The sequence below is a fragment of the Psychrobacter sp. KFRI-CH2-11 genome, from assembly GCF_038239325.1.
Lineage (GTDB): Bacteria > Pseudomonadota > Gammaproteobacteria > Pseudomonadales > Moraxellaceae > Psychrobacter > Psychrobacter celer.
In genome coordinates this window covers 1273049-1288737 of the sequence record NZ_CP151283.1, presented here as the reverse complement: position 1 = coordinate 1288737, position 15689 = coordinate 1273049, and the positions used below count along the sequence as shown (strand labels likewise).

The 15689-nt window shown below is 48.0% G+C and carries 12 protein-coding genes; 5 read left to right on the top strand and 7 right to left on the bottom strand.

Annotation, left to right across the window (positions count from 1 at the left end):
- Positions 1-284: 284 nt before the first annotated feature.
- The 4 genes from AADH33_RS05410 to AADH33_RS05395 form a co-directional block, all read right to left on the bottom strand.
- Positions 285-977 carry a TetR/AcrR family transcriptional regulator gene (locus AADH33_RS05410; protein WP_100749531.1) on the bottom strand — a complete coding sequence of 231 codons (693 nt, stop codon included), beginning with the start codon at positions 975-977 and terminating at the stop codon, positions 285-287.
- Positions 978-1210: 233 nt separating this feature from the next.
- On the bottom strand, positions 1211-2230 hold the full coding sequence (locus AADH33_RS05405; RefSeq protein WP_105246219.1) for an endonuclease/exonuclease/phosphatase family protein: 1020 nt from the start codon (positions 2228-2230) through the stop codon (positions 1211-1213).
- A 282-nt stretch (positions 2231-2512) separates the two neighbouring features.
- Positions 2513-3025 (bottom strand): hypothetical protein, encoded by a 513-nt coding sequence (locus AADH33_RS05400; RefSeq protein WP_198336338.1) that lies wholly within the window; start codon positions 3023-3025, stop codon positions 2513-2515.
- Between the two features lie 261 nt (positions 3026-3286).
- On the bottom strand, positions 3287-4945 hold the full coding sequence (locus AADH33_RS05395; RefSeq protein ID WP_348549817.1) for an FGGY family carbohydrate kinase: 1659 nt from the start codon (positions 4943-4945) through the stop codon (positions 3287-3289).
- Positions 4946-5641: 696 nt separating this feature from the next.
- Between AADH33_RS05395 and AADH33_RS05390 the strand changes: the two genes are divergently transcribed.
- The 5 genes from AADH33_RS05390 to AADH33_RS05370 all read left to right on the top strand — a co-directional run bounded on the left by AADH33_RS05390 (position 5642) and on the right by AADH33_RS05370 (position 12081).
- A complete protein-coding gene (locus AADH33_RS05390) occupies positions 5642-7282 on the top strand; it encodes a TolC family protein (RefSeq protein ID WP_348549816.1) in 1641 nt (546 codons plus the stop codon).
- 111 nt (positions 7283-7393) lie between these two features.
- Complete coding sequence (locus AADH33_RS05385; protein ID WP_348549815.1) at positions 7394-8260, top strand: YihY/virulence factor BrkB family protein; 867 nt, start codon at positions 7394-7396, stop codon at positions 8258-8260.
- A gap of 45 nt (positions 8261-8305) precedes the next feature.
- Positions 8306-9499, top strand: a complete 1194-nt coding sequence (locus tag AADH33_RS05380) for an HlyD family secretion protein (RefSeq protein WP_348549814.1) — start codon at positions 8306-8308, stop codon at positions 9497-9499.
- A gap of 3 nt (positions 9500-9502) precedes the next feature.
- Positions 9503-10891 (top strand): ABC transporter permease, encoded by a 1389-nt coding sequence (locus AADH33_RS05375; protein ID WP_348549813.1) that lies wholly within the window; start codon positions 9503-9505, stop codon positions 10889-10891.
- Positions 10891-12081 (top strand): ABC transporter permease, encoded by a 1191-nt coding sequence (locus AADH33_RS05370; RefSeq protein ID WP_348549812.1) that lies wholly within the window; start codon positions 10891-10893, stop codon positions 12079-12081. Before AADH33_RS05375 ends, AADH33_RS05370 begins: the two co-directional genes overlap by 1 nt.
- 122 nt (positions 12082-12203) lie before the next feature.
- Here AADH33_RS05370 and sthA read toward each other — a convergent pair whose 3' ends face one another.
- From sthA to AADH33_RS05355, 3 genes are all read right to left on the bottom strand, one after another.
- A complete protein-coding gene (sthA, locus tag AADH33_RS05365; protein ID WP_075102149.1) occupies positions 12204-13853 on the bottom strand; it encodes a Si-specific NAD(P)(+) transhydrogenase in 1650 nt (549 codons plus the stop codon).
- 89 nt (positions 13854-13942) lie between these two features.
- A complete protein-coding gene (locus AADH33_RS05360; protein WP_348549811.1) occupies positions 13943-14347 on the bottom strand; it encodes a DUF4377 domain-containing protein in 405 nt (134 codons plus the stop codon).
- 79 nt (positions 14348-14426) lie between these two features.
- On the bottom strand, positions 14427-15323 hold the full coding sequence (locus tag AADH33_RS05355) for a posphoenolpyruvate synthetase regulatory kinase/phosphorylase PpsR (protein ID WP_075102151.1): 897 nt from the start codon (positions 15321-15323) through the stop codon (positions 14427-14429).
- Positions 15324-15689 lie beyond the last annotated feature (366 nt).

Here is a 15689-nt window from a genome sequence, read left to right as displayed (position 1 = left end):
TGGGCAAGCGCTCTCTCCTATCTAAGCCACCTACCCTGCTAACTAATCATCAAGCACCAAGCACTAAACACCAAGCACTAAACACTAAACACTAAACACTAAACACTAAACACTAAACACTAAACACTAAGCACTAAACACTAAGCACTAAACACTAAGCACTAAACACTAAGCACTAAACACTAAGCACTAAACACTAAGCATAAGTACAGGCATAAAAAAGCCGACTATGCAGTGAGCATGTCGGCTTTTTCGTTGCTATTCAACCAGTAGCATACTGTCAACTAACGGTTTTTACGCGGTAGCTTTTCTGGCAAATAACAGCGCAAATAAGCGATAAATGCCGTATTTGCTTCTTGAATATAGTCATCCGTAATGGTCTGGTGGCGACGATAAGACAAAGTAAAGATCGCATTGACGATGCTATAAGCAATCAATAACGTGTCTTGAATATCATCAAAATTCGGCATCTCATAGCGTTCTGATAAGCGCTTATACACCAAGTCTACGATTTGATGATCGATATCTTCACCGAAACTGTCTCCTTCAAAGTCTGGAGTATTGGTATCATAGATCAGCTTGGCTTTGGTTTCATCATTATGAAAAATTGTCACACACTTATCGATCAACGCGGTCAAATACCCCTGCCATCTGTCGTAATTGCCGATATCGACCGTCTCTACCATCTCTAATATCTCGATGGCGTTCAAAAAACGCAACGCTAAAAATATCGCTTCGATATTAGGGAAGAAATGATAAGCAGATGCGCGCGGAATACCTGCCTCTTCGCACACCGCTGCAAGGGTAATATCGTTAATAGCATGGGTTTCGCTTAGCTTTTTGGCACCAGCCAATAGCTTTTGACGGCGTGCACGACCCTGCTGACTGGTAAACTTAAACTTATTTGGCACCAGCTTTTTTGCCAGCTCCGAATCTACCAATACGTCTTCAATCTTTTCGTCTTTATTTTCGCTCATTGTAAGTCTCTTAATGTTACGCCCTATTTTATAAATACGGTCTTTATTGAAAGTTTGGTCTTAAATAAAAAACAACGATGATTGACTAACAATAATTCATTGCTATCATCGCCACCCCTTTCAATAAGGAGGCATCATAAACGCTTGTATACTATCAAGCAAGGCAGTTTAGTGGGTTAAAAATAATATATGAGTCAACAACATAACAATGTCGATATAACTGTATGATACTGCTAATTATTTAGTTTGATTTTCGCTCTTATAATACCATGATCGATGACCCTATCTGCATAATCCCATTTTAAATGATCATTAAAATAGTCCACCCGCTCTACCTGACCGAGCGAAAACTTGCTATCAGGTAAGAACTCTTCTGACACAAATAATTGATCGATGACCTCTGGCATACCTTGGTAAATATGAGTATAAGCCACATCTTTCATCCAGCCATAACGCGCTTGAATACGGGCAGCATCAAATAGTGCAACATCGCGCATGCTTTTATCATAATTGACCTCGCCCGTCTCCGTCATCAGCTGCGTGGTGACGCTATTCGTCACATCATTCATGTCACCCAACAAAATCAGCGGCTCACGGGTATTCTGCAAACGCTCAATGATAGACATACGAATCGAAGCCGCCTCGGCCGCACGCATACAAAGACTTCGCAGCTTGGCACGGACCCTGATATTAGGGTCATCCATATCTTCTAGCAAGTTACCGGCCTCATCACGCAAGAAAAAAGCACGTTTGCTTTTTAGATGCGCGGTGACGATGGTGATTGGCTGACCATAAGCATCAACTCGCACCATCAGCGGCGGCCGATTAAAGCGCTGATAGAGGCCTACATCAGGGACATCAAGCACTGCCTTCGATGCCACCTCCTGTAACAAACTGACCTCTAACGGCTCAAAACGACTGATCATGCCTACCGCTGGTGTCTTTTGGGCACCCTGCCCTTGGGTATAAGGGCTGGCCGCATCATTACTTGCCAGCGGTGCGATGACGTGCTTTGCCTCAAAACCTAAAGACGCCGCCAGCGCTACTAAAGCAGCACTATCCCAAACTTCTTGTACAGCGATGATATCGGCATGAGCCTTCGCCAACAATTCGCTGATACCGCGTAGCTTATGATTGTATTCAGTATCATTATAAGCAGGGGCATTGTCATAATAAATGCGGTTGGGATTTGCAAAGTTCAATAAGTTTGCGGTCGCGATATAAAATTGATGATTATCAGCCTTATTATTCATATATTCCCTATTATTTTTATAATGTCTGATATATTCATTAACACCCATAAATAATAAACTTTTTTCATAAAAAAAGCTTCCAAAGATGCCTTCGGAAGCCTCAAAATAACATAAATAATATAAATAAAAGCGATTGAAAGAAACTAATGTACAATTAAACTCTCTGCTGTAACGTCATAGTAAGCTCTTATAATACTGCTTAGCTTTTAGACAGTTACGCTTTTTTATTTATATTTTTTGATAAGTTTTTATAAGACTTTTAGTGCCTTATAAAGAAGCCAGTTAAGAAACACGATTCCACGCATCGCGTGAGGCTCGGCGAGCATCATTCCACTCTAGGCGAGACTCGCCTTTTACTTCATGCCATGAGCGCTCTAAGTCAGCTTCGTGGTCTTCAAAACGCGCATCGGCTGGATAGCGCGCACGATTGGCGTAGCCTACTGCATATGCTGGGTGCAAATCACGATCAAAATCTAGGCCATCGCGATAGTAGTCTGCATTGGCATACTCAGCGCGCCAGTATGCTTCTTCACGTGTCGGATCAATCGCTTCTGCAGCTGCATGACCCGCTCCGCCACCGACGACCGCACCAATCGCGCCGCCAATTAGTGTTCCTAGCGGCCCTGCCATTGTACCGATAGCCGCGCCCGCTGCGGCACCACCAACACCGCCAACGCCTGTGCCGATAGGATGCGAGCCTGGCTCACCGGTGATGATGTCTGCGTTTAGGTCTTTTTTAGACTCTTTTGACATGTGTTTTACTTCACTGCGATCGATACCGTCATGGTTACTCATAATATTATCCTTGAATTATTTGTTATATTTTAACTATTCAGACCGCTAAGCGTGCGGACTTGTGAATACCATTAAAGTATAGGAATTTATGAATAAGCTTCGATAGACGCGTTATGTAAACTCTGTCCCACTTCAGATTGCCTTACGTTACAGCCTGTATCTTTCTCACGGTCGTGTACGGCCGTTTCAGGTTTTCAGTAATACTCCTTTATTGATTTTATCGTCTCCTTAATTTTCTATATCATTATTTATCGCGTTGTTTTATAGCGGCATTAAGGATCGTTTGATGGCTTGCTGCCATTTACTCAGATGCTGCTCACGCATATCTGCCGACATGCTCGGCTCAAATATACGCTCTACTTGCCAAGACGCTTGCATCGTGGTGTCATCATACAGCCCTGTTTTTAGACCCGCGAGCATTGCTGCACCTTTTGCGGTGATTTCTGTGTCCCTAGGACGCAGCACCGGCACATCCAGTAGATCTGCCTGAAACTGCATCAGCAAATCATTATTGGCCGCGCCGCCATCTACCCTAAGCTCTGTAAGCGGATGCGGGCTGTCTTTTTGCATTGCAATCAGCACATCATAGGTTTGATAAGCGACCGCTTCTAGCGCTGCACGAGCAATATGCGCCTTAGTAGTGCCGCGGCTCATCCCAGTGATACTGGCGCTGATATCAGAGCGCCAATAAGGCGCGCCAAGTCCTGTAAAAGCTGGCAATAGTACCACCTCTTCACTACTGTCTACTTGCCGTGCCAAATCCTCTACTTCACCACTTGTCTTAATCATACCCAAATTATCTCGTAGCCACTGGATAATGGCACCTGCCATAAACACACTACCTTCCAAGGCATAGGTCACTTCTTTTTTTGGTGGCTGTAATAGGCGCATACCTGACTGAACGATTTGGTCAAATGATAAGTTATCTGGGCGCGTTGGGCTGGTTTTTCGCTGCCACGCGATGGTGGTCAGCAGTTTATGGTCGCTGATTTTTGGTTGTTTGCCTATGTTCATCAGCATAAAGCACCCAGTCCCGTAGGTGTTTTTGGCCATACCCGCGTCCAGACAGCCTTGGCCAAAGAGCGCCGCTTGCTGATCGCCCAATACCGACTGAATAGGTATTTGCTTGGCAAACAGGCCTTTTTTGGTCTTGCCAAAATCTCCGTCAGACGGCAAAACGGTGGGTAGGATGCTCATGGGTATCGAAAAACGGGCACACAGCGCCTCTGACCATGCCAGCTTATGAATATCAAACAATAACGTCCGAGATGCATTGGTCACATCGATGACATGCTCGCCACCAGTCAGTTTGTATATCAACCAGCTATCGATGGTGCCCACCGCTATCTCACCTCTACTGGCGCGCACGCTCAGCTTAGGGTTGTTTTCGAGCAGCCAAGCGATTTTGCTGGCGCTAAAATATGGATCGAGGCGCAGGCCAGTCAGGCGCTGCACCTCTTCTGCCATGCTATGCTGCGCGCCGCTATTGAGACCCGTGTCGCTACCTGCAATCTTGCTCAATGCGCTTTTGCCCTGTACACCGCTGTCAGACTCGCCGCGACTTGCAGGCTCAGCGGCCAGAGTTTTGCAATAGCTGGCCGTACGCCTGTCTTGCCAAATAATCGCTGGCGCTAATGGCTTGCCGGTTTGTTTGTCCCACATCACAATAGATTCGCGCTGGTTGGTGATGGCAATGCTGCTGACATCGGTGGCCAGCAGGCCTGCGAGGTTGATCACATCGTGCGCACAGCTAATCTGCGTCTGCCAAATTTGCTGGGCATCTTGCTCTACAAAACCTGCCTTAGGTGTCTGCAAGGTCGTCGGTTGCTGCGCCATCTTAATGGGGCGGGCGTGATCGTCGTAGAGTATCGCTCGGCTCGATGTCGTGCCTTGGTCCAAGGCCAATATATATCCTGCCATTACCTGTCCCTTTTTGCTGATATGCTAAATAATCGTCAGCTCAGTTTACAATATGTCCTGAGTCTGTCCTATTCTGAGTATAGTCGATGTACTCTAAAAAGAGCATAGCGCTACTGGGATGCTCTTTTTAAACGTCGGTTGCGCAGCCTTTGGGAATGCAGCACGCAAGTAAAATTTATACCAGTAGTGCGTTTAAGTTTATATAACCGTTTCATTTTCAACTGACTATATGTCCTATATAACGCTAAGTCTTCTATTTTTGATGTTTGGCTTGTGATACCGATTATAGCGCGGTATTTTGCCGGCACTGCTTGCCATATGTATAGCCATCTTTTGCGCGGTTTGATGTCTATTTATTTACTGTAGCTGATTGTCTATCATAGCGCTATTTAATACACAATAGAAAAAGTCAAAATACTGAGCATTGACCCGTCACGATTGAGGCTCTACAGTGTGCTCATAATAGGGCACATCCTCACTTATTTGCGTTGGATGAATAGTCTATAATAAATGTACAATGCTATCTGCTGCCAGCTTGCGATACGCAGTCATACCCGTAGCAACCTGTATACCAGTGTACTTTTTTATTCAGGTCTGATGGTCTTGAATCATACCTTGCACTCTCATTAACGGCTTATGTGACTTATGAAATTTGCTTTATCGGCTCTCTCTATTGCTATGATGACGGTGACTCTAATGAGTGCATCGATAGTTACCCATGCAAACACAGACACTCATGTAGACCCCACGGCAGCGCCTAGCCACGCCGGCTTTCAAGATGAGATGCCAGCCGTCGCCGTCACACAAATCGTTGAGGCAGAAGATAGCGCGGCGCGTATTCAGGCAACCGACGACATCCGCATCGCACACAGTGCGATGAGTCATGACCATAAGCGTACGACAAAGCCCTTAAGTACGCTTATCGACCCCATCACGCACAAGACAGTGGACAACAGCTATGCGCTGGATGTGTCTAGTTTTTTGAGCCTTGAGCAAGCACAAGACATCTTATTGCAAGTCTCACCCAAGATCGCGGCCAATGATGCAGCCATCGCCGCCAGTGAATACCAAACCGACGCTCTCAAAACCTTAGACAATCCACTGGTGTTTGCGCGCGTCTCAGCCAGTGCCTACCACCTCGATGAGGATATCGATTTGTCTTCACTCAGAAGCGGCATTGTCAATGAGATTAATAACAGCGTCGATGGCATTGTCCCGCCGCCTGTCCCAGATTTGCCAAACTTCGGTGAGCTCGTCGGCGAACGCCTGCCGGACTCTTATGATTTTAAGCGATCAGGCGAGACGACCAGCGCTGGCCTAGGCGTGGCGTGGCCCATCTATACCGCCGGACGCACCGCAGCTCTAACGGGAGCCTCCCGCGCCCGTACCCAAGAGACACTCGCAGACAGCATACTGGATAAAAATGCACTATATAACACATTAATCGAGCGGTATTTTAAAGCGCAGCTTGCCATCATTGCCGCCTATTTACGCGATGATGCTTATGACACGTTAAAACAGACCGACCATATGGCCGAGCGCTTGTATGAAGAAGGCTTTATCTCTCATGTCGATAGACTAGAGGCACAGTCGGCGCTGGCAGATGCCAAAAGCGAAGCTGTCAAAGCCAACAACGATGCTCGCCTTGCGATGATTGCACTACAAAGACTGCTGCGCACTGACTACCGTATCAAGCCCACTACGCCACTGTTTGTCTCCAGCCGCCCGTTGCCTGATGTCAGCTACTTTCAGGACTTGGCGCTCAACAATCACCCAGGGCTACAAAAAGTTGCAGCCAAGCGCGCGCAGGCGCAGCAGCTACATGCCTTGTCCGATACAGGCTACAAGCCGACGGTCATGCTTTATGGCTACGGGCAAGTTGAAAAAGACCCAAGCTGGGTCGCTGGTTTCTCTGCCAGCTGGAAACTGTGGGGCGGGCTCGACAAAACCGCATCACTGGCCTCTAGTAGCGCGCAGATTCGTCAAGCCGACTTGTCTGAGATCGAGGTCAGTGACAACTTACTCCTGCTGGTCGAAAAAAACTGGCATGATGTCAATAATGCCCAAGCACGCTATCAAGCCCTGCAGAGCAATGTAGATCTGGCCGCAGAGGTGCTGCGCTTACGCCGTTTGGGATTACAAGAAGGTGTCAATACCACGATAGAGGTGGTACAAGCACAAACGCAAGCGCTCAAAGCTCGTACCGAGCAGGCACAAGCAGCACATGACTATGTACAAGCACTGGCCGCCTTGATGCAAAGCTGCGGCACACCGTTGGCATTCAATGCTTACCTCAATGCTGCTGACATTCAATTGCCGACTTTATATACTCAGTAATAAAAAACACAGCGAAAAACAAATCACAATGATTTAAGCAAGCTACCGTCATTTACTTAACATGGCTGATAGAGACACCTAACCTTAACCTTTAGTGTGAATGATTGTTTTATGAAAAATCTGACTGCTACCTCGACCCGCAATTGGCGACAGACGTTACTAGAGACGTGGCGTATTGCCAATACCTCAAATGTTTGGGCACACTGCGCAAGCGTCAGTTATTTTAGTTTTTTGTCGATTTTTCCGGTCATGGCTGTGTTTGTGCTGCTGTACGGCTTGGCGTTTTCGCCCGCCGAGATGCAAGAGCAGATATCACTGCTACGCCCCTTTATACCTGATACGGTATATGACGTCTTAGATTCGCGTCTAAGCGATCTGGTCTCTAACACCGCCTCTACCCTCACTTTTGGCCTGACTGTTTCAGCCTTACTTGCTTTATATGCAGGCTCCAAAGGGATTAAATCATTAATCATTCTTATCAATCTGGCCTTTCATATCAGCCAAGAGCGCGGTTTTATTCAAGGCACCATACGCGCCCTTGGTTTGACCTTGGCGGCAGTGGTGGTTTTGATTATAGCCATATCCTCTATCGCGATTATTCCTGTCGCCGCCGCTTATCTGCCCTTCCCGCAAGTCGCCAAGACAGTGGCGCTTTGGAGCAGATGGCCGATACTGGCAGGCATTATATTTTTATGCTTTTTGGGTTTATACCGATTAGCGCCCAATCGGGACGCGGTCGCGCTAAAAAAACTGGTGCCAGGTGCGCTGGTAGCGACCGTCCTTTGGATTGTGCTGTCGATATTGTTTTCGCTGTATGTACAAAACTTTAATAATTATAGCGCTGAGTTTGGCGTGCTTTCGGCTGCTGTGGTCATTATGCTATGGCTGTATTATTCAGCGTTTATCGTCGCCTTTGGTGCTATTTTTAACGCTGAGACGATCGAAAACGCCAAGCCTTATGCGATTCGTGTGTATTAATATCCTCTTTGTTTTCAACTTTGTTGCTTTAGGACTCTCACCGTCATGACTGAATTTCCAAACGAATCAGACGACTCACGCAAACTCCCTGATTCTGATGAATCAGCGCGGCCTCATGATGCACAGACGCCAACGGAGTCTGTAAAAGAGACGCCTGATGACAGCCCAGCACCAGCCGTGGCCGATTATTATCGCGGCACGCCAAAGTCAGATAATGCAGCCATGCGAAAAAAAGCCCTACTGGCTGGCGTGGCACTCATCATCATTGCTGTCATTGCCTATGGCCTATACAAAAGCACCGCGCAAAGTGAGCCGCCGCTTGTGACGCTGCAAGGACAGATGCAAATGCAGCAAACGTCTATCGCCGCAAAGGTACCAGGGCGCATCGCTCAAATATTAGTTACCGAAGGTGATGACGTCACACCCGGCCAGCAGCTGATTGAAATGGACTCGCCTGAAATCAACGCCAAGATCGCTCAAGCGCGGGCAGGCAAACAAATGGCCCAAAGCCAATTGGATAAAGCCGAAAACGGCGCACGCCCGCAAGAGATTGCGCAGGCAAAAGCGGCATGGCAGGCCAACAAAGCCGCCTCTGATTTGGCAAAAAACACCTATCAGCGTGTCAACCGCCTTTATAAAGAAGGGTTGATGGCACGGCAAAAACGCGATGAGGCTTATGCGCAGTATCTGGCCACCCAAGATCAGACCGAAGCGGCGCGGCTACAGTATGACTTGGCACTAGAAGGTGCGCGCAGTGAGGATAAATCAGCGGCCACCGCACAAGTGGCGCAGGTTGATGCCCAGCTTGATGAGGCTTTGGTCGCAAAAGAAGAAGCCAATCTTAAAAGTCCGATTGCTGGTATCGTTGATAATGTCATCGTAAGCGCAGGCGAAGTCGTCGGTCAAGGAGTGCCAATCTTGACGCTGGTCAATACCGACGATCAGTGGGTGGTGCTCAATGTCACCGAGTCGCATCTCAATCAATTTGCCATCGGTCAAGTGTTTACAGGCACCATCCCAGCGCTATCTTCTGCCGGCAAGCCCTACAAAAAACAATTTACCGTTTATGCCACCTCGACCCTCTCCGACTTTGCCACATGGCGACCGACCAATAACGATGATGGTTTTGATGTGCGCACCTTTGAGGTCAAGGCTCGCCCGACTGTGCCCGATGCCCGTATCCGCTCCGGTATGAGCGTCATCGTACCTATCGACCCAACCACCATGAGCCAAGAGTAAGCCATGCGCCTAACTCAGCTAAGTAAGGCCTTTATACGTAGCGCCGCCTATGAGCGGCGGTTTTTGCGCAAAAACCCATGGGATTTGACCATGGTGGTATGGATTCCCTTGCTCACCGTCTTGCTGATTTGGTGGATATTTTCGCAGACTCAGATTACCAACCTGCCTATTGGGGTCATTGATCAAGACAATGGCCCAGTGGCCAATACCGCCGTGCGCTATCTTGATGCCAGCCCAACGCTGAGCGTCAGACAGATGTATTATTCAGCCGCAGAGGCAGAATCGGCTATTTTGCAGCGTGATATCTACGCTGTTGTCATCATCCCTGAAGACTTCTCGCGCAATATCTTATCGAGCAAATCCGCACCGCTTATTTTACAAGTAAATGCCCAGTATGGCACGCACTCAGGTATTATTCAGACTGGTGTGCAGGCGGTCGCAGGTACTCTGTCGGCAGGCGTTGAGATTCAGCGCTTGATCAAACAAGGCATGGCACCATCACAAGCGGCAATCGCCTATTCGCCAATCAGTATACAACGCATCAGTCTGTTTAATGCCGCCACCGACTATCAGCAGTTTTTGGCCTCTACCGTGATACCGGCGCTATTACACATACTGGCCATGGTCATCGGTGCCACGACCATCGGCCGTGAGCTACGAGATAGGCAGCTTGGCCGTTGGTATGGTTTTATCGCCTCTGCTCAGGCTTATGACAATCTTAGTGGCAGTATTAGTGATAGTGTTAGTGCCAATATTAGTGCCAATGTGAATAATAATGTAGCTGATAACACTGTGCAAAAGATGGCCGCGCTCAGTCAACCTGCAGCTAAACTGCCAAATAGTGCCGCTAAGGACAATACCAATCAAAAACCTGTATCTACGCTGCCGAGCGTGCACATGGGTGTTTTGCTTTTTGGGTTGTTGGGTAAGTACTTTTGGCCGATGCTGGCTTATGGTCTCTGGTCTATCTTGGCGCTGTGGCTGGCCACGCCGCAGGAGTCCGTAGCGAGCAGCGCTGTTTTTGCCACATATCTTGGCTTGCTGCTTTTGATGATGCTATCGTTTTGGCTGGGCGCTATTTTTACTTTAGGCTCTTTTTCATTACGTATGGGTTTGTCTGCCACTGGTTTTATCTCCGCGCCTTCGTATGCCTTTGCTGGCGTGACCTTTCCTTATATTGCCATCAGTGACAGCGCCAAGCATTGGTCAGATGCCCTGCCACTTACCCATTATCTTAAGCTGCATATCGCGCAGATGCAGATGCAAGCGCCTGTCGCCATTTCCCTGCCGATACTCTATGGCCTTGCCATCGCCACTGTCGTCGCTATGATGCTGACTACCCTACTCACCAAACGCGCACTGGCACATCCTGAGCGCTGGGGAGCACGCTAATGCCGCCATTATCAACAGATCATAACGCTAAAGGCACCCAGCCGCAGCCGCCAGCGCAAGGCTTTTTTGCAAGCTTTTTTCAGACCCTAACAGACGTCTTTACGGACAAAGGCATTGTATTGATGCTGATTGTTGCCCCCATTATCTATGGCTTTTTTTATCCGTGGCCATACTCATCGGAGGTCGTCAATCATGTGCCAGTCGGCATCATTGATAAAGACAACAGCGATTTATCACGCACCATCGTTCGTTATGCCAGCGCCAGCCCGCAGCTCGACACCAGACGGTTTTTAGACGAACAAAGCGCTAAGGAAGCCATTTGGGCAGATGAAATTGCAGGCTATATGGTGATCCCAAGTGGGCTTGAGCAAAACGTGCTGTCGGGTAAAGCAGCTAGTGTCAGCGTTCTTGGTAATGGCGGTTATTTTTTGCTCAACAAAAACGTGCAGATGGGGTTTTTAAAAGCGGTTAGTACGGTCTCCGCTGGGGTCAAAATTAAAAAGAGTGTCGCGCAAGGTGCCTATGCCCCGACAGCTGCCCAAAACGCACAGGCCGTACCGCTACAAATTGTCCCGCTATACAACCAGACAGAAGGCTATGGCGCTTATGTGGTGCCCGCCGTTTCTATTATCATCTTGCAGCAAACACTACTTATGGCCACTGCCATGCTCATTGGTACTTGGTATGAGCAGCGGCGGCATCAGACCAGCATCAACGGCTGGCTTGGACGTATCACAGCGCTTAGTGGACTGAGCTTTTTGATCGGCTGCTTTTATTATGGCTGGGCGTTTGAGCTACATCACTACCCACGCGGGCAAAATATGCTCGGCAGCCTGCTATTTCTTTTACTGTTTTGTCCGGCGGTGGCGACACTTGGCTGCCTACTTGGGCTTTGGTTTCGTCAGCGTGAACGTAGCATGCAGATTTTGATTTTTAGCTCATTGCCGATGTTTTTTGTCAGCGGCTACCCATGGCCTGCCGACCAGTTGCCTACTTTCTTACAAATAGTGCGCTGGTTTATTCCGACCACGCCCGCCATCAATACCTCAGTCCAGCTAAACCAAATGGGTGCGAGTATCTCTCAGGTCGCGACTGGGTTTTATGCGCTAGCGGCCTTATGGGCGCTGTATTTTGCGCTACTCATGTGGCTTCGCTGGTACAATGCGCCAAAGCGTACGCAAGTCTCTTAGCGGCTCGGCTCGTTTAAAAGCTTTCTAGTCTAAAAGACAGCTCATCTAAAAATGCCATAAAAAAAGCGCCTGCTAATCATAAGCAGGCGCTTTTTTATTTGGCTGAACGTCGCGCGTCATTTTTAAAAAACGCGGTTTAGTCCATTTAATGCAGCCACGCGATACGCTTCAGCCATCGTTGGATAGTTGAAGGTGGTATTTACAAAGTACTCAAGGGTATTGTTGCTCTTGCACTTCATCACCGCCTGACCGATATGGATAATCTCTGAGGCGTGATTGCCGTAGCAATGAATACCCAAAATCTCCAGCGTGTCACGGTGGAATAATATCTTTAATACACCAGAGCGCTCGCCGATGATCTGTGCCCGCGCCAGATGTTTAAAGAATGCTTGGCCTACTTCATAAGGGACTTTTTCGTCCGTCAGCTCTTGCTCTGTCTTACCGATACAAGAGATTTCAGGAATGGTATAGATACCAGTCGGTACACTTGATACAGGCTCTGCATCACTATCACCGACCATAAAGGCTGCCGCACAGCGCCCTTGGTCATAGGCGGCAGAAGCCAGAGACGGCCAGCCGATCACATCGCCGGCTGCATAGATATTGTCGATTTCGGTACAGTAAGTATCATCGACTTTTAGCTGGCCTCGGCTATTGGCTTCAAGACCGATGGCCTCTAGGTTTAGGCCTTCTGTGTTGCCTGAACGGCCATTGGACCACAAGATCGCGTCCGACTTGATGCGTTTGCCACTCTTTAGGTGCAAGACCACATAATCGTCATGGGTTTCTAAATAGTCAATCTCTTCATTACTACGAATCAGAACGCCAAACTGCCTAAAGTCATGAGCAATCGCATCGCTAATTTCACTATCTAAATAGCTCAGTAGCTGGTTTTGGTTATTGATTAAGTCAACTTTGTAGCCAAGGCCGGTAAAGATAGAAGCATACTCACAGCCGATAACCCCTGCGCCATAGATGATGATTTTTTTGACAACATAGTCCATCTGCAAGATTTTGTCAGAGTCAAATACCCGTGGATGATCAAAGTCAAGAATATCTGGGCGATAAGGGCGGCTACCGACGGTGATGATGGCTTTGTTAAACGTGACGGTCTCAAAGATATTGTCATCGGTTTCGACGCGCAGAGTATGGGCATCGACGAAGCTTGCCCAGCCATGAATCACGTCGATACGGTTGCGCTCATAAAAACGCGTGTGGGTATTAACTTGCCGGCGAATCACTTGACGCGCTTTGGCCAGCACTTCATTGAGCGGGACTTGCTTGTATTCCATCGCTTTGGTAAACATGGGATCACGGCGAAAGTTGATCAAGTTAAACACCGATTGACGCAGCGCTTTACTCGGTATGGTGCCGACGTGCGTTGAGTTACCACCGACCTGCTCACGCGGATCAATCACCGCCACCTTTTTGCCCGCTTTGGTCAGCTTCATGGCCGCCGCTTCACCAGCAGGACCCGCCCCTAAGACTACTACATCATACTCATACTGATGCTTATCGCCCTTTAGACGACGCGAGTCTTTGGTAAAACCAGTTTGGATATCGATACGAGTATCATCGAGCGGATTGACCAAGTCAGGATGATGCATGATGTCTTCGGTGACTTGCTCGTGGGTTTGCTCTATTTTCTCTTTTTTATCTTTACCTTTGGTGTGTTCAGGGTTTGGTATAGGCGCGCTTTGTTTGTTAGATACTTCGGTATGGGTATCTTCACCAACATCGTTGGTCGCATCGCTTGGTTTTTTACTTCCCATTATGTCCTCTTTATATATTAATGTATGTATCGTATCGCCCATGAAACAGCGTCATGGATCTTCTCATTATCATAGCTTTAATCATAGCTCTAAGGGGTGCCTACCATACGTTGAGATAGGATATTTTGCAACGTCCAATGACCCGTCAGACGTTGTTGCCCCTCGTCGATCTGTGGCCGTACACTGATGACGTATTCGGTGCCAAGGCTTGGCGCAAAGTCATCAATCCAGTCATAAGGAATCTGAAACACACTGCCATCTTTGCTAGATTTGGCCAGCAAGCATTGCATCGGTAGCGCAGAGGCGCAGGCGACACGATTGGGCATAATGGTGAGCGTTTGAGCGTCACCGAGCACAATACTCGGAATATAACGCGGCTCAGGCACAGGCTCACGAGCAAATAGCGACGTCTGGCAGGCACTCAATAGCGTCGCGGCGCTAATGACGCTTGCCAATAATAAAGGCGTTTTTTTGGCTTGATAAAGTGAACGCATAATCTTCTCTATATAAAATGACCGTTTAATAAAGACAGTTTGATAAATTTGGAGGTATAAAATGTGAGCGCTCAGCATTCTAACCGATGCGGCGTTTTAGCCCCGTCATCTGCAAGATACGCGTGGCAATCTCTTCTACCGACATCTCAGAGACATCGAGGCTTGGGATACCATGAGTGATATAAATACCTTGTATGGCGCGCTGCTCTTGCTGGCACTGCTGATAGCTCGAATAACGGCTGCCCGCGCGGCGCTCTTGGCGAATCTTGACCAAGCGATCGGTATCAATCAGTAAACCAAACAGCTTGTCTTTGTGTTCGCGCAGGGCTTTTGGTAATTGATTGTCATACAGATCATCTTCGGTCAATGGATAATTGGCGGCGCGAATACCGAATTGTAATGCAAGATATAGTGACGTCGGTGTTTTGCCCGAGCGTGATACCCCCACCAAGATAATATCGGCAGCATTATAATGACGGGTGCGCGCCCCATCATCATTGTCTAATGCAAAGTGCACCGCGTCGATACGCTCTTTATACGTCTCGGAGTCGACATCATCATGAGCGTGGCCTGAATGACCGTCTGGCTCTACCCCAGTCTCTTCTGCGACGCGGCCGATTAGCCCCTCATACATATCCAAGTTACAGCTGTGCGCTGAGTTGATTGTTTCGCGAATCTCGGGGCTCACGATGGTATCAAACACCAATGGCAGCAAACCATCACGCTGATAAGCCATATTGATTTGCTCAACCGCATCCTCAGCACGCTCTAGGCTATCGACATAAGGCAACACTCTGGTCTCAAAAGGAACCGAGGCAAACTGACTTAAGATCGCGCGTCCCAGCGTCTCCGCCGTAATCGCCGTACCATCTGAGATAAAAAACGCGGTTCTGATGGCCTGAGAGCTGTCCAAGTTTAGCGCGTGGCGGTTTTGAATGGTGGGCTTGACTTGTTCAGCTGGATTGCTTGAGTACATGCGTGGATACCTCGGTTGAAAACTCATCGATTGAAAACTCAATAGGAGTCTTCATCTAGTTTTTGTCTATTATATGGCGTTATCTGATATGTTGTCTGATATATAGCATCTGGGTCTTTATTATACATACCGTGCACGGCTGAGCGCCCTGTTTTTCTGCTGTATATTATACGCATAATAAAAGTCTAATAGAAATCAATGTTACAGGCGTACACTTATCACCAACATCCATGCCGGCACAAAGGCTGTGCGCTGCAACGGCGATCAAATAGCCGCGCCACACCTCTCAAAAACCAGCCATGTTATGTGGTTTTTGAGGCGACGGGCTTTATAAAACATCCATCGATGGTTTTAGTGGTTATCATT